Source organism: Mesorhizobium sp. NPDC059025 (assembly GCF_042739655.1).
In the GTDB taxonomy this organism is placed as follows: domain Bacteria; phylum Pseudomonadota; class Alphaproteobacteria; order Rhizobiales; family Rhizobiaceae; genus Mesorhizobium.
Map to the genome: position 1 here is coordinate 1 of NZ_JBHYIM010000023.1, position 19,877 is coordinate 19,877.

The 19,877-nt window shown below is 63.2% G+C and carries 17 protein-coding genes and 1 pseudogene; 8 read left to right on the plus strand and 10 right to left on the minus strand.

Going from position 1 to position 19,877, the window contains the following annotated elements:
- Positions 1–183: pseudogene (locus tag ACFWYE_RS30190) on the plus strand (ABC transporter ATP-binding protein); the annotation flags it as partial.
- 24 nt (positions 184–207) lie between these two features.
- Here ACFWYE_RS30190 and ACFWYE_RS30195 read toward each other — a convergent pair.
- Together ACFWYE_RS30195 and ACFWYE_RS30200 are read right to left on the minus strand one after the other, a co-directional pair.
- Positions 208–1,893: a hydantoinase B/oxoprolinase family protein gene (locus ACFWYE_RS30195; RefSeq protein WP_379115704.1), complete on the minus strand. Its 1,686-nt coding sequence runs from the start codon at positions 1,891–1,893 to the stop codon at positions 208–210.
- Positions 1,890–3,962: a hydantoinase/oxoprolinase family protein gene (locus ACFWYE_RS30200; RefSeq protein WP_379115705.1), complete on the minus strand. Its 2,073-nt coding sequence runs from the start codon at positions 3,960–3,962 to the stop codon at positions 1,890–1,892. Before ACFWYE_RS30200 ends, ACFWYE_RS30195 begins: the two co-directional genes overlap by 4 nt.
- 199 nt (positions 3,963–4,161) lie before the next feature.
- On the opposite strand from ACFWYE_RS30200, the gene ACFWYE_RS30205 reads away from it, so the two are divergent.
- The gene (locus tag ACFWYE_RS30205) at positions 4,162–4,989 is read left to right on the plus strand and encodes a ferredoxin--NADP reductase (RefSeq protein WP_379115706.1); all 828 of its coding nucleotides are present in this window, start codon (positions 4,162–4,164) and stop codon (positions 4,987–4,989) included.
- Positions 4,990–5,054: 65 nt separating this feature from the next.
- Here the strand turns inward: ACFWYE_RS30205 and ACFWYE_RS30210 are convergent, their stop codons facing one another.
- The 6 genes from ACFWYE_RS30210 to ACFWYE_RS30235 all read right to left on the minus strand — a co-directional run bounded on the left by ACFWYE_RS30210 (position 5,055) and on the right by ACFWYE_RS30235 (position 11,608).
- Entirely contained in the window at positions 5,055–6,053 is a 999-nt protein-coding gene (locus ACFWYE_RS30210; protein WP_379115707.1) for an ABC transporter ATP-binding protein, read from the minus strand.
- 20 nt (positions 6,054–6,073) lie between these two features.
- Positions 6,074–7,087, minus strand: a complete 1,014-nt coding sequence (locus ACFWYE_RS30215; protein ID WP_379115744.1) for a Gfo/Idh/MocA family protein — start codon at positions 7,085–7,087, stop codon at positions 6,074–6,076.
- A 97-nt stretch (positions 7,088–7,184) separates the two neighbouring features.
- Positions 7,185–8,024 carry a carbohydrate ABC transporter permease gene (locus ACFWYE_RS30220; RefSeq protein WP_379064837.1) on the minus strand — a complete coding sequence of 280 codons (840 nt, stop codon included), beginning with the start codon at positions 8,022–8,024 and terminating at the stop codon, positions 7,185–7,187.
- 9 nt (positions 8,025–8,033) lie between these two features.
- A complete protein-coding gene (locus ACFWYE_RS30225) occupies positions 8,034–8,957 on the minus strand; it encodes a carbohydrate ABC transporter permease (RefSeq protein WP_379064839.1) in 924 nt (307 codons plus the stop codon).
- 429 nt (positions 8,958–9,386) lie between these two features.
- Positions 9,387–10,646 carry an ABC transporter substrate-binding protein gene (locus ACFWYE_RS30230; RefSeq protein ID WP_379064841.1) on the minus strand — a complete coding sequence of 420 codons (1,260 nt, stop codon included), beginning with the start codon at positions 10,644–10,646 and terminating at the stop codon, positions 9,387–9,389.
- 53 nt (positions 10,647–10,699) lie between these two features.
- Positions 10,700–11,608, minus strand: coding sequence for an N-acetylmuramic acid 6-phosphate etherase (locus tag ACFWYE_RS30235; RefSeq protein WP_379115708.1), 909 nt, complete (start codon positions 11,606–11,608; stop codon positions 10,700–10,702).
- 199 nt (positions 11,609–11,807) lie between these two features.
- Between ACFWYE_RS30235 and ACFWYE_RS30240 the strand changes: the two genes are divergently transcribed.
- From ACFWYE_RS30240 to nagA, 4 genes are read left to right on the plus strand one after another with little or no spacing between them, the layout of a single operon-like run.
- Positions 11,808–12,689: a BadF/BadG/BcrA/BcrD ATPase family protein gene (locus ACFWYE_RS30240; protein WP_379115709.1), complete on the plus strand. Its 882-nt coding sequence runs from the start codon at positions 11,808–11,810 to the stop codon at positions 12,687–12,689.
- Entirely contained in the window at positions 12,686–13,474 is a 789-nt protein-coding gene (locus tag ACFWYE_RS30245; protein WP_379115710.1) for a GntR family transcriptional regulator, read from the plus strand. Before ACFWYE_RS30240 ends, ACFWYE_RS30245 begins: the two co-directional genes overlap by 4 nt.
- The gene (locus tag ACFWYE_RS30250) at positions 13,471–14,502 is read left to right on the plus strand and encodes an SIS domain-containing protein (RefSeq protein ID WP_379064847.1); all 1,032 of its coding nucleotides are present in this window, start codon (positions 13,471–13,473) and stop codon (positions 14,500–14,502) included. The genes ACFWYE_RS30245 and ACFWYE_RS30250 overlap by 4 nt, the downstream gene beginning before the upstream one ends.
- Positions 14,499–15,656 (plus strand): N-acetylglucosamine-6-phosphate deacetylase, encoded by a 1,158-nt coding sequence (gene nagA / locus ACFWYE_RS30255; protein WP_379115711.1) that lies wholly within the window; start codon positions 14,499–14,501, stop codon positions 15,654–15,656. The genes ACFWYE_RS30250 and nagA overlap by 4 nt, the downstream gene beginning before the upstream one ends.
- A gap of 286 nt (positions 15,657–15,942) precedes the next feature.
- Here the strand turns inward: nagA and rpe are convergent, their stop codons facing one another.
- Entirely contained in the window at positions 15,943–16,620 is a 678-nt protein-coding gene (gene rpe / locus ACFWYE_RS30260; protein ID WP_379115712.1) for a ribulose-phosphate 3-epimerase, read from the minus strand.
- Between the two features lie 170 nt (positions 16,621–16,790).
- Between rpe and ACFWYE_RS30265 the strand changes: the two genes are divergently transcribed.
- On the plus strand, positions 16,791–18,146 hold the full coding sequence (locus tag ACFWYE_RS30265) for a glutamine synthetase family protein (protein WP_379064853.1): 1,356 nt from the start codon (positions 16,791–16,793) through the stop codon (positions 18,144–18,146).
- Between the two features lie 24 nt (positions 18,147–18,170).
- On the opposite strand, the gene ACFWYE_RS30270 is transcribed toward ACFWYE_RS30265, so the two are convergent.
- Complete coding sequence (locus tag ACFWYE_RS30270) at positions 18,171–19,148, minus strand: LysR family transcriptional regulator (protein WP_379115713.1); 978 nt, start codon at positions 19,146–19,148, stop codon at positions 18,171–18,173.
- Positions 19,149–19,245: 97 nt separating this feature from the next.
- Here ACFWYE_RS30270 and gstA point away from each other — a divergent pair, with 97 nt between their 5' ends.
- Positions 19,246–19,872 carry a glutathione transferase GstA gene (gene gstA, locus ACFWYE_RS30275; protein WP_379115714.1) on the plus strand — a complete coding sequence of 209 codons (627 nt, stop codon included), beginning with the start codon at positions 19,246–19,248 and terminating at the stop codon, positions 19,870–19,872.
- The last annotated feature ends 5 nt before the right edge of the window (positions 19,873–19,877 follow it).

The following is a 19,877-nucleotide window of genomic DNA, read 5'->3' on the forward strand; positions in this document are numbered from 1 at the left end:
ACCTATCTGATGGTCAGCCACGACCTCGCCGTCATCAATCACATGTGCGAGCGCCTCATGGTCATGCAGAACGGCGAGGCTGTCGAACAGCTCGCCGCCGCCGACCTCGTCTCCCACAATGTCGCTCAGGACTACACCAGACGCCTCCTCAAGGCATCCGAGGGATTCGTCCGGGCGGAGTGACTGCACCCGTCGCCGGCTTCGAGATCACCCGAACAGCCGGTCCGCCTCCTCGGCGGTGTAATATCCCATGGCGACATCATGCCGGACGGCCTCGCTCGATCGTTCGAGCGGGTTGCCATAGCCACCGCCGCCCGGCGTGCCGACACGCACCCGGTCGCCGGCTTTCAGCGGGATGTCCTGTTCCTTGGAAAGGTGCGGCGGCACGTGTTCCTTGCCGTCGCGGATGACGGTCACGGTGTTGACGGCGCCGTCCTTGCCGCCGAGCACACCCTGCGGGCCGAAACGGCCGTGGTCCATGACGAAGGAAGCACGCGCCTCGCCACGCAGCAGTTCGACCTCATAGGCAAGGCCCAAGCCACCGCGATGGCGGCCGGCGCCGCCGGATCCCTCGCGCAGCGCATAGTGCCGGTAGAGCACCGGAAAAGCCTGCTCCATGATCTCGACCGGCGGCGACTTCGAGATGCCTATGGTCGAGCAGCCGTTGGACAGGCCGTCATGCCAGGCATTGCCGCCGTAACCGCCTCCGGAGATCTGGTACATGACGAAGTCGCGGCCACGGGCCGGGTCATGGCCGCCAAGCGCGAAATTGCCGCTAGAGCCCGCAGGCGCAGCTGTCACCTTGCCCGGCAGCGCCAACACCATGGCCGCGAAAACGGCCTCGGCGATGCGCTGCGACACTTCCGCGGCACATCCGGACACCGGCCGCGGATATCGGGCATCGAGGAACGTGCCTTCCGGGCTTTTGACGATGAGCGGCTCGAAGGCACCGGCACTGATCGGCACATCCGGGAAGATGTGACGCATGGCGAGATAGACGGAAGACAGCGTCGTCGCCAGCACGCTGTTCATCGGCCCCGCGCAGGGCTTGGAGGAGCCCGTGAAGTCGAAGGTCAGCGTGTCGCCCTCCTTCTCCACCGCGAGCGCGATGGTCAGCGGTTCGTCGACGACGCCGTCGGAATCGACAAAAGCCTTCGAGCGATAGACCCCGTCCGGAATTGCCATGATGTTGGCGCGCATCTGTTCGGCGGCGCGCTGGCGCAGTTCCCGGATCGCTGCGGAGACGGTCTGGTCGCCATAACGATCGAGGATTTCGCCGAGCCTGTCCTGGCCGACCAGCAAGGCGGCCGCCTGCGCCTTGATGTCGCCGATACGCTGGTCGGCGACACGGATGTTGGAGCAGATGATGGCGTAGATCTCGGGATCGAGCACGCCCTGCTTGAACAGCTTCACCGGCGGCAGGCGCAGCCCTTCCTGCTCGACGGCGGTGGCTGAAGCGGAAAAGCCGCCTGGCACGGCACCGCCGATATCGGGCCAATGGCCGGTGTTGGAGAGCCAGCAGAAGATGTCGCCATCGCGATAGACCGGCATGGCGAAGCGCACATCCATCAGATGCGTGCCACCGAGATAGGGGTCGTTGACGATGTAGATGTCGCCAGGCTGCGGCGGCAGGCAACGGCCAGCCACGATCATCTCGATCACCGTTTTCGTCGAGTGCTGCATGACGCCGACAAAGACCGGCAGGCCCTGCGAACCTTGGGCAATGAGCGAACCATCGACAGCGGAATAGATGCCGTCGGAACGGTCATTGGCCTCGGCGATGACCGGGGAAAAGGCGGCGCGCGAAAAGGTCAGGTCCATCTCGTCGCAGACCTGCTGCAGAGCAGCCTGGATGACGGACAGGGTGATGGCGTCCAGCATGACGTGCGTCATCGACTTCCAACCTCCACGATCAGGTTGCCGTCCGCATCGCTTGTGGCCCTGTCGCCTGGCTCCAGTACCGTGGTGGCGTCCATCTGCTCGATGATCGCCGGGCCCTTGATGACGGCTTCGAGCGGCAGTCTGTCGCGCGCATAGACCGGGGTGTCGTGCCAGGTGCCGTCATACCAGACCGGGCGGATTTCCAACCGCGCCTTCCGCAGCGTGGGAGCCCGGCCGGCCGGATCGATCAGCGCCGAAAGATCGATCTGCGGACGCACGCCGATGACGGATGTATTCAGATTGACGAGATTGGCGCGGATTTCCGGCAGCTCGACCTTGAAGCGGGTAAAATAGGCCTTCTCGAACAGATCCTGCAGCGTGGCCCGATCAACATTGGACGACGGCAGCGGCACATTGATCAGATGGGTCTGGCCGACGAACTGCATGTCCGCGGAATGGCTGATGCGGACCGTCTGCGGTTTCACCGCCTCCTTGGCGATCAGCGCCTCGCCTTCGGCGCGATGACCGTCGAGGACGCGATGGACCTGTTCTTCATCCAGGGTCGCGACCGGACGATTCAGCGTGTTGACGAAATCGTGCCTGAGGTCCGCGACCACGCAGCCGAGCGCATTGGTGATCCCGGGCCGCGCCGGCACCAGGACACGCGGCAGGCCCAGTTCGCGCGCCAGCGCACTGGCGTGCAGCGGACCGGCGCCGCCAAAGGCGAACAGGGTGAAGTCGCGCGGATCATGACCACGGCCGACCGAGACCATGCGGATCGCGCCGGCCATCTTCATGTTGGCAAGCCTCAGCACTGCGCCTGCCGCCTCGACGCCGGAGAGGTTGGTGAACAGCCCGATCCTGTCTTCGAAGACGCGGGTGACGCTTTCAACGGTAACAGGATTGGCGACGGCCAGCAGCTTGTTCGGGGAAAGCCGACCGAGCACCAGATTGGCATCGGTGATCGTCGGTTCAGTGCCGCCCCGGCCGTAACAGATCGGGCCCGGGCTGGCCCCGGCACTTTCCGGTCCGACGCGGACAAGGCCCGCGGCATCGACGCGGGCGATCGAGCCTCCGCCGGCGCCGACGGTATGCACAGCCACCATCGGCACATGGATCGGCATGGCATATTCGAGTTCGATTTCGTTGGAGACCGCAGGCTCGGCATCACGGATCAGCGCCACGTCAGTGGATGTGCCGCCCATGTCGTAGGTGACGAGATTGCGATGGCCAGAGCGTCGGCCGGTGTAGGCCGCGGCTATGACGCCCGAGGCCGGACCGGACATGACCGTCTTGGCGGCCTCTCGCGCCACGAACCGGGCCGAGATCATGCCGCCATTGCCATTCATGATCAGGAAATCGCGTTCATAGCCCTGAGCGGCGAGTTCACTGCGCAGGCGGGCGACATAGCGCTCCAGGATCGGCTGCACGGCAGCGTTGACGGAGGCCGTCACGCCCCGCTCGAACTCACGCGCTTCCGACAGCAGCGTGTGGCCGGTGGTGATATGGTCGTTCGGCCACAGCTCTTTCGCGATCGCGGCGGCGCGGCGCTCATGCGCGGGATTGGCGTAGGCGTGCAGGAAATGGATGACCAGGGATTCGCAGCCCGCCGCCAGCAGGTTCTGCACCGCGTGCCGTACAGCCGCCTCATCCAAAGGCACGCGCACCGAGCCGGATGCTTCCATGCGTTCCGCAACCTCCAGTCGCAGGTTGCGAGGTATGACCGGCACGAAGGTCCCGGTCATGCCATAGGCCTGCGGGCGGGTGCGGCGACCGAGTTCGATCACATCGCGAAAACCCGCCGTGGTGATCATGCCGGTCCTGGCCAGCCGGCGCTCCAGCACCGCATTGGTGGTGGTGGTGGTGCCGTGCACGATGAGGTCGATGGCGGAAGCGGAGAAACCGGTCGCTCCGAGGGCAGAAACGACGCCGAAGGCCTGGTTGTCGAGCGTCGTCGGTGTCTTGGCGATGCGCACCTTGCCGCCATCGCGGCCGTCGATGAGGATCAGGTCGGTGAAGGTGCCGCCGACATCGATGCCAGCCACGACATTATCCGATTGCGCCGGAACTTTCTCATCCATTGCCAAAATCCGAAATGTCCCACCTGCCAACAAGGGCCAGTTTGGAAAGGCGTTCCGCGGCTCGATCTTGACGCTAAGTTCATTTGTATACTAATAGATTTCCGATACAAGAGCCTGCCTCCTGAACAATGCCGTGGCATATCGGGGCCCGCCGAGCGGGCACGCAGGACGGCCAAAGCATCAGGAAAAGGTTGGTTCGATGAGCACCGCTTCCGCCCCCAGCACGGACGCCGCCAAGCCGCTGGAATTTCCGATTCCGGCGAATGTCTATGCCGAGAAGGTCGTTTCGGTGAAACATTACACCGACCGCCTTTTCGCCTTTCGCATCACCCGGCCGCAGTCGCTGCGGTTCCGTTCCGGCGAATTCGTGATGATCGGCCTGCCGAATGCCGAGAAGCCGGTGTTCCGGGCCTATTCCGTGGCGAGCCCGGCCTGGGACGAGGAACTCGAGTTCTTCTCTATCAAGGTGCCGGATGGCCCACTGACCCAGCACCTGCAGAAGATCCAGCCAGGTGACACCGTCCTGATGCGCCAGAAGGCGACCGGCACGCTGGTGCTGGACGCTTTGACGCCGGGCAAGCGCCTGTTCATGATCTCGACCGGCACCGGCATCGCGCCGTTCGCCAGCCTGCTGCGTGATCCCGACACCTATGAGAAGTTCGAGCACGTCTATCTCACCCACACCTGCCGCGACGTCGCCGAACTGACCTATGGGCAGGAGCTGGTGGCATCGCTGGCCGAGGATCCGCTGATCGGTGAGTTCACCAATGGCCGCGTGACGCTGTACAATTCGACGACACGCGAAACCTCCGATCGCATGGGCCGCATCACTGCGCTGGTCGGGTCTGGCAAGTTCTACACCGATCTCGGTATCAAGGCGCTGAATCCGGAAACCGACCGCATCATGATCTGCGGTTCGATGCACATGCTGAAGGACGTCAAGGAAATGGCGGAGAACCTCGGCTTCGTCGAGGGTTCGCTGAGCGCCCCGGCAAGCTTTGTGGTCGAGCGCGCCTTCGTCGGCTGATTTCCGGAGTTAACCGCATAAAAAATGGCGCCTGATGGCGCCATTCTCAATTTGGCCGTCTGGTCCTATTTCACCGTCTTGCCGTCGGCATCGAAGCGGTACGTCTTGCCCGCTTCGGGGGTTGCATAAAGCGTCGACCCCGGCTCGGCGTCATAGACGCCGAAGATGCGCGCGGTGATCAGGCCGGCCTTCTCGCAATCGAGATAGACATTGGTGTCGGCGCCGAGATGTTCGGTGTGCACCACGGTCCCCTTCCAGGTTCCCGCATTCTTGTCGACCGTCAGATGCTCGGGACGCACGCCGACCGTCTTGACGCTCTCGCCCAGTCTGGCGCCCTCGATGAAGTTCATCTTCGGCGAGCCGATGAAGCCGGCAACGAATTCATTGGCCGGCGCATGATAGAGCTCCATCGGCGCACCGATCTGTTCGATGCGGCCGGCGTTCAGCACCACGATCTTGTCGGCCAGCGTCATCGCCTCGACCTGGTCATGGGTGACATAGATCATCGTCGCCTTGAGACGGCGATGCAGCTGCGCGATCTCCAGGCGTGTGTTGACGCGAAGAGCAGCGTCGAGGTTCGACAGCGGCTCGTCGAACAGGAACAGCTTCGGCTCGCGCACCACGGCACGGCCGATGGCGACGCGCTGGCGCTGGCCGCCGGACAGTTCCGCCGGGCGGCGCTTCAGATACGGCTCCAGCGACAGCATGGTGGACGCTGCGGTGATGCGCTTGTCGATCTCTGCCGCCGGCTCACCAGCCTGCTTCAGGCCAAGCGCCATGTTGTCGCGCACGGTGAGATGCGGATAAAGCGCATAGGTCTGGAACACCATGGCGATGCCGCGCTTGGCCGGCGGCGTCGAGGTGACTTCCTGGCTGTCGATCAGCACGCGGCCGGAGGTCGCGTCCTCCAGGCCGGCGATGACGCGCAGCAGGGTCGACTTGCCGCAACCCGACGGGCCGACGAAAACGACGAATTCGCCATCCTTGACGTCAAGGTCGATGCCTTTCAGCACATCCACCGGACCGAAGGATTTCTTGACATTCTCGATCTTCAGAGAGCCCACGGCTGTTCCTCGCTCGATTGTTAGAGTTTGACGGGCTTGCCGGTGCGCACGCTTTCGTCGGCCGCGAGGCAGACTGCGAGCGAACGCACGGCATCGTCCATATGGCGGGTGAGGTCGATATCCTCGCGGATGGCCTTCAGCACGAAGGCCTGTTCGAGGTCGCACAGTTCCTGGTGGCCCGGCTCGCCTTCCATGGAAAGCAGTTCGTCCGGCTTGAGGAACTTGCCGTCTGGACCGGTCGCGGCCTGATGCAGGCGGATGGTCGAGGTCTTGGTGTGGGTGTCGATGTCGTCGGACTTCACACCTTCGGCCATGACGATCGAGACGCAGCCGTTCGGCGACATCACGTCCTTCACGAAGAAGGCGGTCTCGGAAATCATCGGACCCCAGCCGGCTTCATACCAGCCGACAGAACCATCCTCGAACAGCACTTGCAGGTGGCCGTAATTGTACATGGTCGGCGCGACCTCGTCGGACAGGCGCACACCCATCCCGCGAACTTCAACAGGCCTGGAATCGGTGATCTGCAGCATGACGTCGAGATAGTGCACGCCGCAGTCGACGATCGGCGACGTCGTCTGCATGAGCTGCTTGTGCGTCTGCCAGGTGTGGCCCGACGACTGCTGGTTGAGGTTCATGCGGAAGACGTAGGGACCGCCAAGCTTGCGACCTTCGGCGATCAGCCGCATCCATGACGGGTGGTGGCGCAGGATGTAACCGATCACCACCTTCTTGCCATTGGCCTTGGCGGCATCGACGACACGCTGTGCGTCGGCAACCGTCGTCGCCAGCGGCTTTTCGACAAAGACGTGGCAGCCGGCTTCGAAGGCCTTGACCGCATAGTCGGCATGGCTGTCCGAATAGGTAGCAATGCAGGCCAGTTCCGGCTTCTCGTCGCGCAGCGCGTCCTCGAAGGAGCGGCGGATCTCATGACCAGCGAGTCCACCCGGCAGCGGCACGTCGGAACGGTTGACGAGCGCCGCGATCTCGAAGCCCGGGTTGTTGTGATAGGCCAGAGCGTGGCTGCGGCCCATATTGCCCAGACCGGCAACGACCACGCGTATGGGTTTCGTCGAAGTCACTGAGTTGTCCCTGTCTGTTTTTCTTGGTTCTTGGTTTGAAAACGGCGTCTTACTTCACGGCACCCGAAGTGATGCCGCGGATCAGCTGACGCGAGAAGATCAGGTAGAGGACAAGCACCGGCAGGATCGCCAGCGACAGCGCCGCCAGGATGGCGTTCCAGTTGGTGACGAACTGGCCGAGGAATATCTGCGCGCCGAGCGTGACGGTCTTGGTCGCTTCCGAAGGCGCCAGGATCAGCGGGAACCACAGGTCGTTCCAGATCGGGATCATGGTGAAAACGGCGACGGTGGCCATTGCCGGACGCACCAGCGGCAACACCAGCCGGAAGAAGATCGTGTATTCGGACAGCCCGTCGATGCGGCCGGCGTTCTTGAGGTCGTCTGATACGCCCTTCATGAATTCCGACAGGATGAAGATGGCGAGCGGCAGGCCCTGCGCGGTGTAGACCAGGATGAGCGCCGTCAGTGTGTTGACCAGCCCCGAGGCCACCATCAACTGCAGGATGGCGACCGTGCCGAGGCGGATCGGGATCATGATGCCGAGCGCCAGATAGAGGCCCATCAGCGTGTTGCCGCGGAAGCGGTACTCCGACAGCGCGAACGCTGCCATGGCGCCGAACAGCAGCACGAAGAACAGCGACACGACGGTGACGATCATGCTGTTCTGGAAATAGAGGAAGAAGTCGCCCTGGCCGAACACGGTGGTGTAGCCGATCAAGTCGAAGGTCTTGGGCGTCGGCGGCGTCAGCGGCTGCTGGAAGATCGCCTGGCGCGACTTGAACGAGTTGATGACGACGACGAAGACCGGGAACAGCGCGATGATGGTGTAGGCCAAAAGGATCGCGTGTGCGCCGATGGTCCGCGGCAGGGAGGAGGTGGCCTTGCTCATCGTGACACCTCAGAACTGGTAGCGGCGCAGGCGCCGCTGCACGAGGAAAAGATAGAAGCAGACGCCGATCAGGATGATCAGGAACATCATGGTGGCGATGGTTGCACCCATGTGAGGGTCACCCACCTGCAGCTGGAAGCCGAAGAAGGCGCGATAGAGGAACGTGCCGAGAATATCGGTCGAATAGTTCGGTCCGGCCAGAGCGCCCTGCGCCGTGTAGATCAGATCGAAGGCGTTGAAGTTGCCGACAAAGGTCAGGATCGAGATGATGCCGATGGCGGGCAGGATCAGCGGCAGCTTGATCTTCCAGAACTGTGACCAGCCGGTGATGCCGTCGCATTCGGCGGCCTCGATCACCTCGTCGGGGATGGACAGCAGCGCGGCATAGATCAGCATCATCGGAATGCCGACAAACTGCCACACAGAGATCAGGCTGAGCGCGGTCAGCGCATACTGCTCCTTGCCGAGCCAGGGTGTGAACAGGCTCTTGAGGCCGACCATTCCCATGAGATCGGGGGCCACACCCCAGATCGGCGACAGGATCAGCTTCCAGGCGAAACCGACGATGACGAAAGACAGGATGGTCGGGATGAAGATCGCGGTGCGGTAGAAGGCGGTGAAACGCAGCTTCGGGCTGGACAGGAGTGCCGCCAGCATGACGCCGATCGGGTTCTGCACCACCATGTGGATGATGAAGAACCAGAGATTGTTCTTCAGCGCATTCCAGAAATTGAACGACCAGGAGGGGTCGGTGAACAAGGTGCGGAAATTGTCGAAGCCGACAAAGGTCTGTACCTGCTCGACGGAACGGAACAGCGAGAGCTGCAGTGTACCGAACAACGGCAGGATCATGATCGCCGTATAGACAAGCACCGCCGGCGCCAGGAAGACGCCGATGTGCCAACGGAACGGTTTTTTCGATGCTGCAGCCATGAGTTCGGTCCTTGCCGCCTCCAGAGCGTCGCCGTTTTCACGGAAACGCTCCAACTCTTCTCTGTTTCAACGCAATCCCGGGCGCAAAAACCGCTACGCACCTTGCTGGAATTGCTCCGGTGTCACCGTCAAATTGTCGGAATGCCGCCCCTCGGTTGCCCACCGTCTCTTCCTTCGACCTCGAGGAAGCGGTGAAACGTGAAGCCGGCGCCCCCTTCTCCAGTCTTCAACGAACAATTCCAGGAAAAGCGTTCGACGGTTTTCCGTCCGGAATCGCGTAAAAACAATCAGTTAGAGCGTCTCCGCGTTTCCGTGAAAGACGGAAACGCTCTAACGAAGAGCGTAAGGGCGAGGAACCGCGCCGACAATCGGAAATTAGTTCGGGAGAGGCCGGGCCGCGGCAAACCGCGGCCCGGTCGTTTGGCAGTCTTACTTCGCCGGCTTGTACCAGCTGTCGAGACCCTTCTGCAGCTTTTCGGCTGCAACTTGCGGAGTGTCGGTGCCGTTGATGACGTTGGCCGACTCAACCCAGGTCTCGTTTTCCAGGTTCGGTGTGCCACGCGACAGGATCTGATAGGTCGAGCGGATCGACGGCTTGCACTTCTCGCGCCAGGAAACGAATTCCTGCGCCAGCGGATCTTCCATCTTAACCGGCGACGAATTCAGGCTGAAGAAGCCCGGCAGGGCGTTGGCATAGATGGTGGCGAATTCCGGCGAGGCGACCCAGGTGAGGAAGGTCTTGGCCGCGTCGGCATTCTTGCTCTTGGCGTTCAGGCCGATGCCGATGTCGGTATGGTCTGAGATGTAGCAGGTGTCGCCGGCTTTGCCGACCGGCGGCGGGAAGGCGCCCATCTTGAACTGGGCCTGGGTATTGAACAGGCCGATTTCCCACGAGCCCGCCGGATAGATGGCAGCGCGGCCGAGCGTGAACAGGTTCTGGCTGTCCGGATAGGTCTGCGCCTCGAAGCCATCACCGAGATAAGGCTTCCACTTGGCGAGTTCGGCGTAGGGCTCGACCCAGTCCTTGTCGGTCAGCTTCTGCTCGCCCTTGATCAGCGCCAGACGACCCTCTTCGCCCTTCCAGTAGTTCGGACCGATGTTCTGGTAGCCCATGGTCGCGGCTTCCCAGAGGTCCTTGGTGCCCATGGCCATCGGGATATAGGTGCCGTCGGCCTTGATCTTGTCGAGAGCGGCGAAGAATTCGTCGCGGGTTTGCGGAACCTTGAGGCCGAGCTTCTCGAAGGCGTCCTTGTTGTAGATGAAGCCATGGATGACCGAGGCCATCGGCACGCAGAAGGTGGCCGAGCCGTCGTCGGTGGTCCAGGCAGCCTTGGCAACGCTGGAGAAGTTCTCCATGCCGGACAGCTTGGTCAGGTCGGCGAGATCGCCCTTCTTGTAGAGCTCGAGTGACTTGTCGAACGGACGGCAGGTGATCAGGTCGCCGGCCGAACCCGCGGCGAGCTTGGCACCAAGTGCCGCGTCATATTCGGTTGGAGCCGAAGGCGCGAACACCACCTTGATGCCGGGGTTCTTCGCTTCGAAGGCCGGGATCAGCTTGTCCTTCCAGATGGCGAGATCGTCACCACGCCAGCTCTCGATGTTGAGCGTGGCATCGGCGGCCGACGCCACGCCGGCAAAGCCGAGTACGCTGGAGCCTAAAAGTAGCGCCGTAAGAAGTTTCGTCTTCATGCTCAGTCTCCCTGTTGACCTTTTTCAGGTTCGGTTTTGACGAGACGGAGGCTTCACGCCCCCGGTTCTCCTCTGATGGCGGAAAGGGCCGGCCGCAGCTTCTGGCCGGTCTTCTCCAATATTCCCTCGGCCGCATCGACGCTTTCAGCACCGGCGGCGAGCAGAATGGCAGTCTTCACCGCGCCACCGCTCTGCTCGAGCGAGCGGTTGGCGACATCGCGATCGAGCCCGGTTATGGCAGTGACGATGCGCGCCGCGCGGTCGCGCAGCTTGGCGTTGTCGGCGAAGAGATTGACCATGTAGCCGTCATGGACGTGGCCAAGATGGACGGCTGCCAGGGTCGACATCATGTTGAGCGCGATCTTCTGGGCGGTGCCCGCCCCCATGCGGGTCGAGCCGGCGATGACTTCCGGCGGGGTCTTCAGCAGGATGGCGACATCGGCGGCATTGAGCAGCGGCGTGTCGCCATTGTTGGCGATCGCGATCGTCGCGGCGCCACGCTGACGCGCGTCGCGCAAGGCGCGGACCGGATAGGGGGTCGAGCCACTGGCCGAAAGAGCGATGACGCAATCGGCCGAGGTGACGCCGGCTCCGGCAATCCCGGCGGAGGCCTCTTCCTCGTCGTCCTCGGGACCGCCCGCCAGATTGTGGAAAGCCTCATTGCCCCCGGCGATGAGGATGACGATGCGATCGCGTTTGATACCGAAGGTACCGGGAAGCTCGAGCGCATCGGCGACGGCCATGAGGCCGGAACTGCCTGCGGCGGCATAGACAAGCCGCCCGCCGGCCTTGAGGTGCTCGGAGATCAATGCGGATGCGGCGGCAATGGCAGGAATGGCTTCGCGCACGGCGCTGGCGGCCTCGATCTGGGCCTCGGCCAGCGACTTCAATACAGCTTCGGGCGCCTGGATATCCAGCCCCTCGGCATCTCGATGCTGCGCTTCAGTGCGCTTCTGCGCCATTCCGGTTCCTCCACCTTCTCAGACAATACCAAAAAAATACCACTTGTCCACTGGCATTAGCGATTTCGTAACGACCCGATCTCCGCCCGCATAAAATTTCCAATAATTTCATGTAAGTAGCGATTATTGAATCGAACCATAAATTTATCCTTGGCTATTGGTATTTTATTGGTATTATCCAGCAAGAGGAGATTTCAGTGTGACTTTCGTGCTCGGCATTGACGGCGGCGGCACCAGCTGCAGGGCAGCGCTCGCAACAGCGAGCGGCAAGATCCTCGGTCGCGCGAAATCGGGCGCCGCCAACATCCGCAGTGACCTGACGGGCGCACGCACGCATATCGTGGACGCTGCCAGGCAGGCATTTCTCGCAGCTGGCGAAGACCCTGAACTGATTACGCAGACGCCGGCCATACTGGGGCTCGCCGGTGCCAATGTCGGCACCTACAAGCAGCAGCTCGAAGCCATCCTGCCGTTCAGCCGCTCCAGCGTGGAAACCGATTTCGAGATCGCGCTCGAAGGCGCGGTCGGCTCCGGTGACGGCGCCATCGCGATCCTCGGCACCGGCACGGCCTATATGGTGCGCAAGCAGGGCAAGTCGCGTTCGGTCGGCGCCTGGGGTTTCCAGGTCGGCGACCAAGGCAGTGGCGCACGCATCGGACGTGATCTTCTCGAACAGACCCTGCTTGCCTATGACGGCATCCGTGAAGCTTCGCCGCTGACCCGCGAAATGATGGGCATCTTCCGCGACAATCCGCAGGACCTGGTCGAATTCACCACCCACGCCAAGCCCGGTGATTTCGGCGGGTTTGCGCCAAAAGTGTTCGAGAATGCCGCCACGGGCGATATCGTCGCGACGTGGATCGTCGACAAGTCGGTTGGAGATGTGGAAGCTTCGCTCGGCGTGCTCGACCTGCAGGCCGGCGATCCGCTGTGCCTGCTCGGCGGGCTGGCGCCCCTCTATGCCCCGCGCCTCTCCGAGCGTTTTCGCGCATTGCTGAAAACGCCACTCGACGACGCCCTCGGCGGCTCGGTGCGGATGGCGGTGCGAAAATTCGCCGGCGCGGCGGAGACGGCACGATGAACGAGGCGGCGGACGTCATCTTTGCCTCGCTCAAACAAGCCTCGCAAAGCGGTGCGCCGCTCTATCTTCAGCTTCGCCGCAGCATCGAGGATGCGGTCAATCGCGGCCTGATCGGCCCGGGCGACGCGCTGCCTTCGGAGCGCGACATCGCCTCGATGGCCGACATCTCGCGCGTCACCGTGCGCAAGGCGGTGCAGGATCTGGTAAAGGGCGGAGTCCTGGTGCAACGCCATGGCTCGGGCACATTCGTGGCGCCACGCATGGAGCGTGTCGAACAATCGCTGTCGCGACTCACCTCCTTCACGGAAGACATGGCACGGCGCGGCAAGCAGGTGCGTTCCACCTGGCTCGACCGCGGACTTTATGCCCCATCGCCGGAAGAGATGATGGTACTGGGTCTCGCCGCCAGCGAGATGGTGGCCCGGGTGGCTCGACTGCGCATTGCCAACGATACGCCGCTGGCGATCGAACGCGCTTCGCTTTCGGTCAATGCGCTGCCCGATCCGAGCGTTGTCGGCTCTTCGCTCTATGCGGCCCTCGAAGCGACCGGCAACCGCCCGGTGCGCGCCGTCCAGCGCATCTCGGCCGTCAATCTCAACGAAGCTGATGCCCGGCTGCTCGATGCGCCCACCGGTTCGGCAAGCCTGCGCATCGAGCGTATCTCCTATCTGGCCAGCGGCAAGGTGATCGAGTTCACACGCTCGGTCTATCGCGGCGATGCCTATGATTTTGTCGCCGAGCTGAGGCTTGGCGTGACCAGCGACGACAACGGAGTGCGGCAATGACAACAACAAAATCCCATATGCTCCGCGAGGTCGAGGAGATCCCCCAGGCGACTGCCCGTCTTCTCGACGGATCGGGCAAGGTGCTGGCTGAGGCCGGACGCGGCATCCGCGAGCGCGACCCCAACTTCATCATCACCGTGGCGCGGGGCTCTTCCGACCACGCCGCCACCTTCATGAAGTATGCCGTGGAACTGACTGCCGGCCTCGCCGTCGCTTCGGTCGGCCCTTCGGTCGCCTCGATCTACGGCGCGAAACTGCGGCTGAATGGCTCGGCCTGCCTTGCCATCTCGCAATCGGGCAAGAGCCCGGACATCGTTGCCATGGCCGAAAGCGCGCGCGCGCGCGGCGCGCTGACCATCGCCCTCACCAACACGGCCGATTCGCCGCTGGCGCGCGCGGCCGACTATGCCGTCGACATCCTGGCCGGACCGGAACTCAGCGTCGCTGCCACCAAGACCTACGTCAATTCGGCTGTCGCCGGCCTGGCGTTGATGGCGCACGCCACCGGCGACGAAACGCTGATCGCCGCCCTGAAGCAGCTGCCCGAGCATTTCAGCAAGGCCGTCGCCTGCGACTGGAGCCCGCTCACCGCCGCGCTCGACGGACACAACTCGTTCTTCATCCTGGGCCGTGGACCGTCCTTCGCCATCGCCTCGGAAGCGGCGCTGAAATTCAAAGAAACCTGCGCGGTGCACGCCGAAGCCTACAGCGGTGCCGAAGTCATGCACGGCCCGATGGCGCTGGTCGGCCCGCAATTCCCGGTGCTGGCGCTTGCCGCCCGCGATGCCTCTGAGCCGTCGCTTGCCGCCGCAGCCGATACCCTTGCCGCGAAGGGTGCCGCCACCTTCATCACCTCGAAGCTGGCCAAGAGCGCAACGACACTACCACATGTCGCGACCGGGCATCCGCTGACCGATCCGCTGACGCTGATCGTATCGTTCTATGCTTTCGTGGAGTCCTTCGCCCGCCATCGCGGTCTTGATCCCGACACTCCGCCAAACCTGCGCAAGGTGACGGAGACCGTATGAGCAAGCACCTCGCACTCACCGGCGCACGCATCTTCGACGGCACCGACTGGCATGACGATGCAGCCTTGATCGTCGCCGACGGGCTCGTCGAAACGATTGCCGGGCGCAGTACCATCCCGCCGGAAGCCGAAGTCGTCGACCTCGGCGGCGGTATCCTGGCGCCGGGCTTCATCGACCTTCAGGTCAATGGCGGCGGCGGCGTGATGCTGAACGATCATCCCGACCTTGCTTCCATCGAAACGATCTGCAGGGCGCATGTGCCGTTCGGTACCACAGCGCTGCTGCCGACACTGATCACCGACACGCCGGAGATCACAGCTGCCGCTATCGCGGCAGGTGCCGAAGCTGCAAAGCGCAAGCTGCCGGGCTTCCTCGGCCTGCATCTGGAAGGGCCGCACCTGTCGCTTTCGCGCAAGGGCGCGCACGACCCCAAGCTGATCCGGCCGATGAACGCGGCCGACCAGGCGGCACTGATTGCAGCCAGGGGGAAGCTGCCGGTCCTGCAGACCACGGTCGCACCGGAATCAGTGACCGCTGCTCAGGTCGAAGCGCTGGCAAAGGCCGGCATCGTCGTCAGCCTCGGCCATTCCGACACCGATTATGCAACCGCCACGGCCTATGCCGGGGCCGGCGCCTCCATGGCCACGCATCTGTTCAACGCGATGAGCCAGATCGGCAACCGTGAACCCGGCCTGGCCGGGGCGGCCATCGACGGCGGCACCATCTTCGCCGGCCTGATCGCGGACGGCATCCATGTGCATCCGGCAACCATTGAGATCGCGCTGAAGGCCAAGCAGGGTCCGGCGCGCATCTTCCTGGTCACCGACGCAATGGCGACGATCGGCACCAACATGACCGAGTTCACGCTCAACGGCCGCACCATCTATCGCAAGGAAGGCAGCCTGCGGCTGGCCGACGGCACACTGGCCGGCGCCGATCTCGACATGATCTCGGCTGTTCGTTTCATGCACCAGGTGGTCGGCATCGATCTGGCAGAGGCACTGCGCATGGCCTCGCTCTATGCGGCTGAGGCGGTTGGCCAGTCGCACCGGCTCGGCCGCTTCGCAAAAGGCACTGCGGCCGATATCGTCGCCTTGAGCGACGACCTTGCCATGAAGGGCGTCTGGATCGGCGGCGACCGGGTCTTCGGCTGACAGCTCGGCGGCGCTGGTTACCGCGCCGCCTCGTCGCCTCTCTCCGACGGTGCGTCCTTCGAGGCTCGCCCGCCTGCCTTTTTACAATCTATCCAACGCGTTGCGGGCTCGCACCTCAGGATGAGGACCGTTTTGCCGCGCGGACGAGAATTCTGAAACGTCTCAGAACTTGGCCGTCGTTGTACAGCCGCGCTCATCCAGAGGTGCGAGCCCGCAACGCGTTGGGGTTATAGCGAAAAGCAGTGGGGGCGAGCCTCGAAGGACGCACCATCCGAAAGCATAGGGGTCAGACGGCTGCCTTGTCAGCGGCCGTCCGGATCGCCGTGATGTTGTTGCGATAGGCATCGACCGTGCCGCCCTTGAATACGGCAGCGCCGGCGACCAGCACATTGGCGCCGGCAGCGGTAACCAGCGGCGCTGTCTCCGGCGAAACGCCGCCGTCGATCTCGATGTCGATAGGCCGGGCACCGATCAGCGCCTTGACCCGCTTCACCTTCTCGACGACCGCCGGGATGAAGGCCTGCCCGCCGAAGCCGGGATTGACCGTCATCAAGAGGACGAGGTCCAGGCGGTCGAGCACATATTCGATGACGCTTTCCGGCGTGCCGGGATTGAGCGCGACACCCGCCCTCTTGCCGAGATTGCGGATGGTCTGCAGCGAACGGTCGAGATGCGGACCGGCCTCGGCATGCACGGTGATGCCGTCGCAGCCGGCCTCGGCAAAAGCCGCCAGATAAGGATCGACCGGCGCGATCATCAGATGGCAGTCGAAATAGGCCTTGGTACGATTGCGGATCGCCTTGATGATCGGCGCGCCGAAAGTGATGTTGGGTACGAAATGCCCGTCCATGACGTCGAGGTGGATCCAGTCGGCGCCGGCTTCGACGATCGCTTCGACCTCATCGCCGAGCCTGGAGAAATCCGATGACAGCACCGATGGTGCGATAAGGGTTCTTCCGGTCATGGCCGCTCCCGCAACTTGTTTGCCACCGCCTAACCGCATGAGTGCCGCTTGTCGACAGGAATCGCCACCTGCTGATCCACAACTTCGGGTCAGCTTGACCGGCGCTGGGCACAATGCCAGCTTCGCCGGGCAATGCGGCTCTCTCAACAAGAAAGGTATAGGTGCTCAAATTGAGCGAATCAGAACAGTTAAAGGCATGGATTGACAAAAACGGCCCGATCGAAAGCGTTCAGGCGGTGGTCTGCGACCTCAACGGCATCATGCGCGGCAAGCGCATCCCGGTCGAACAGGCATCCAAGGTTCTCGGCGGCGGCATTCGCATGCCGCTTTCCATCGTCGGCGTCGACGTCTGGGGCGAGGACATCATCGGCAGCACGCAGGTTTTCGCCACGGGTGACGGCGACGGCATCTGCGAGGCGACGGGACGCGGACCGCTGCCGGTCAGCTGGACCTCGCGGCCCAGTGCACTCATCCCGCTGCAATTGTCGCTGGAGGATGGCCGCCCTTTCCTGGCCGACCCGCGACAGGCCCTGGCGGCAATCGTCGCGCAATATCGCGAACTGGGCCTGCGGCCGGTCGTGGCGACGGAAATGGAATTCTACCTGATCGACCCCGAGCCTGACAGTGCCATGCCGCCGATCTCGCCTTATACAGGCAAGCGGCTCGATTCCGACGCCATCCTCTCCATCGATGAACTGGACGATTTCGGCGAGTTCTTCTCGGACGTCTACAAGGAATGCGCCAGGCAGGACGTGCCGGCCGACGCTGCGATCGCTGAAAATGGCATCGGCCAGTTCGAGATCAATTTGCTGCACACCGACGATCCGCTGAAGGCGGCGGATGACAGCGTTTTCTTCAAGCGCATCGTCAAGGGCGTGGCACGCAAGCATGGGCTGGCCGCAACCTTCATGGCCAAGCCCTACGGCACGCGTTCTGGCAACGGCATGCATGTGCATTTCAGCCTGCTCAACGAGAAAGGCGAGAACGTCTTCGACGACGGTACCGCCGAAGGCTCGCCGGTCCTGAAGAGCGCAGTCGCCGGCCTGCTGCGCGGCATGGCGGAAACGACACTGATGTTTGCGCCGCACTACAACTCCTACCGTCGCTTGCGGCCAGACACGCATGCACCGACCTCGATTTCCTGGGGTTACGAAAACCGCACGGCGGCAATCCGCATTCCGGGCGGCAATCCAAAGGCACGGCGTATCGAACACCGTGTCGCCGGGGCCGATTCCAATCCCTACCTGGTGCTGACGGCGATCCTGGGTGCGGCTCTGGTCGGCATCCGGAACAACTGGAAACCGACGGCGCCGCAGACGGGTCGAGCCTATTCGGCCAAGAAACAGCGCAAGATCCCGGCGGAATGGGGCCAGGCGGTGGACGCGTTCGAGAGCGGCCCGATCGCAGCCGAGATATTCGCGCCCGTGCTCAGGCAGATGATGGTCGCCTGCAAACGTCAGGAGATTGCCGGCTTTGCCGAGCAGGTGACGGACTACGAGTTCAGCGCCTATCTCGAAATCGTCTAGCCTCGGCTCTGCAGTGGAATGCAGTCACGGCATTCCACTGCATCCTGTTGTTCTGGGCATCCTTCCCTCGAACAGGTCGCGCTCGCGGGCCAGCCCGTCGCCTACCTGTTCGAAGAAAGCCCGCACCCGTGCCGTCCGTTTCAGATCGGCATGGGTGACGATCCAGAATTCCCCTTCCAGATCGGGCAAGGGTTCCGGCCGCACCCGTACAAGGCCGGGATCGCTGTCGCCGAGATAGCAGGGCAGCAGCGCCAGCCCGATACCTGCCTTTGCCGCCACGAACTGGTTGACCAGGCTGTTGGTGCGATAGACGAAGGCGCTGTCCGGTGCTGCCCGACCCAGCCATTCCGCTGCCTGGATACCGGCAGCCCCCTCCTCCCAGCCGATCAGATCCTGCCGGTCACCGATGTCCTCGATCGGATCATCGAGGCCCCCCGGATAGGTGGACGCCGCAAAGAAGGTCCAGGCCGCAGCACAGAGCTTGCGCCCCCACAGGTCGCCTTCCTTGGGACGCACTGGCCGCAACGCGATGTCGGCTTCGCGGCGTGACAGGCTGAGCACGCGGTTGTCGATCAGCAGTTCCACCACGATACCGGGGTTCGTCCTGCGAAACGCCGCCAGGTGGTTCGGCAGCCGGCTGTATGCCAGCGTTTCCGACGACGTCACCCGCAATCGGCCCGACAGCCGATGGTCGGACCCGGCAATGTCGCGATCGAGCGCCAGCGTTTCGTCCTCGACGCGCTCGGCGGTCGTCGCCATGCGTTCGCCGGTGGCGGTGGCCTGATAGAGACCGCCGGGCAGGCGCTCGAACAGGCGCACGCCGAGACGGGCTTCGAGGACATTCAGCCGGCGAAAGGCTGTCGAGTGATCGACGCCGAGCGCCTTGGCCGCGCCGGTCAGGCTTCCCTCGCGTTGGACCGCAAGCACCAACCGCAATTCATTCCAGTCATCCATGTCGGGTGGATAGCACAGTGTGAGCTTGCAGTCATGCAAGCACGGCAAGCAAAATCTCAATGAGCAATGCGTGGATGCCAATCCTATTCTTCAGAGCGGAAGATGTCGCCAATGACGGCGACACCAATGCCCGCAAGGATCCGCCATGAAACTCTACTACGCGACCGGCACGTGCTCGCTGTCGCCGCACATCGTCGCACTGGAAGCCGGCATCGAACTCGACCTTGAAAAGGTCAACCTCGCCAAAACTCCACATCCGACAGAAACCGGTGCCGATTTCACCACCATTAACCCGAACGGTTATGTACCCGCGCTTGAGCTCGATGATGGCTCGGTGCTGACCGAAGGCGCTGCCATCGTGCAGTATCTGGCCGATCTCAAGCCGGGATCGCAGTTGATGCAGCCGGCAGGATCGGACGAGCGCTACCGGGAGCAAAGCTGGCTCAACTTCATCGCCAGCGAACTGCACAAGATGTACAGCCCATGGCTGTTCCATCCCGAATATGGATCGCAGGCGCAGCATGCCGCGCGCAACATGCTCGCCAGGCGTCTGGCATTCGTCGAGAACCACCTGGAGAAATCAGGCCCCTATCTGGCCGGCGAGCGCTTCAGTGCCGCTGACGCCTATCTCTTCACCATCGTCGGCTGGTCGGCCTTCACCAAGGTCGATCTCACGGCGTTCCCGAAGCTGCGCGCCTTCATGGACCGTGTCGGCGCACGTCCCAAAGTGCGCGAGGCGATGCAGGCCGAAGGCATGAAGATCGCGGCCTGAGGAGG

Excerpts from the sequence above, each read along its gene's own strand:
- ACFWYE_RS30195 (WP_379115704.1), bottom strand. The coding sequence starts at position 1,893 with ATGACGCACGTCATGCTGGACGCCATCACCCTGTCCGTCATCCAGGCT.
- ACFWYE_RS30200 (WP_379115705.1), bottom strand. The coding sequence starts at position 3,962 with ATGGATGAGAAAGTTCCGGCGCAATCGGATAATGTCGTGGCTGGCATC.
- ACFWYE_RS30205 (WP_379115706.1), top strand. The coding sequence starts at position 4,162 with ATGAGCACCGCTTCCGCCCCCAGCACGGACGCCGCCAAGCCGCTGGAA.
- ACFWYE_RS30215 (WP_379115744.1), bottom strand. The coding sequence starts at position 7,087 with ATGGGCCGCAGCCACGCTCTGGCCTATCACAACAACCCGGGCTTCGAG.
- ACFWYE_RS30220 (WP_379064837.1), bottom strand. The coding sequence starts at position 8,024 with ATGAGCAAGGCCACCTCCTCCCTGCCGCGGACCATCGGCGCACACGCG.
- ACFWYE_RS30225 (WP_379064839.1), bottom strand. The coding sequence starts at position 8,957 with ATGGCTGCAGCATCGAAAAAACCGTTCCGTTGGCACATCGGCGTCTTC.
- ACFWYE_RS30230 (WP_379064841.1), bottom strand. The coding sequence starts at position 10,646 with ATGAAGACGAAACTTCTTACGGCGCTACTTTTAGGCTCCAGCGTACTC.
- ACFWYE_RS30235 (WP_379115708.1), bottom strand. The coding sequence starts at position 11,608 with ATGGCGCAGAAGCGCACTGAAGCGCAGCATCGAGATGCCGAGGGGCTG.
- ACFWYE_RS30245 (WP_379115710.1), top strand. The coding sequence starts at position 12,686 with ATGAACGAGGCGGCGGACGTCATCTTTGCCTCGCTCAAACAAGCCTCG.
- ACFWYE_RS30250 (WP_379064847.1), top strand. The coding sequence starts at position 13,471 with ATGACAACAACAAAATCCCATATGCTCCGCGAGGTCGAGGAGATCCCC.
- nagA (WP_379115711.1), top strand. The coding sequence starts at position 14,499 with ATGAGCAAGCACCTCGCACTCACCGGCGCACGCATCTTCGACGGCACC.
- rpe (WP_379115712.1), bottom strand. The coding sequence starts at position 16,620 with ATGACCGGAAGAACCCTTATCGCACCATCGGTGCTGTCATCGGATTTC.
- gstA (WP_379115714.1), top strand. The coding sequence starts at position 19,246 with ATGAAACTCTACTACGCGACCGGCACGTGCTCGCTGTCGCCGCACATC.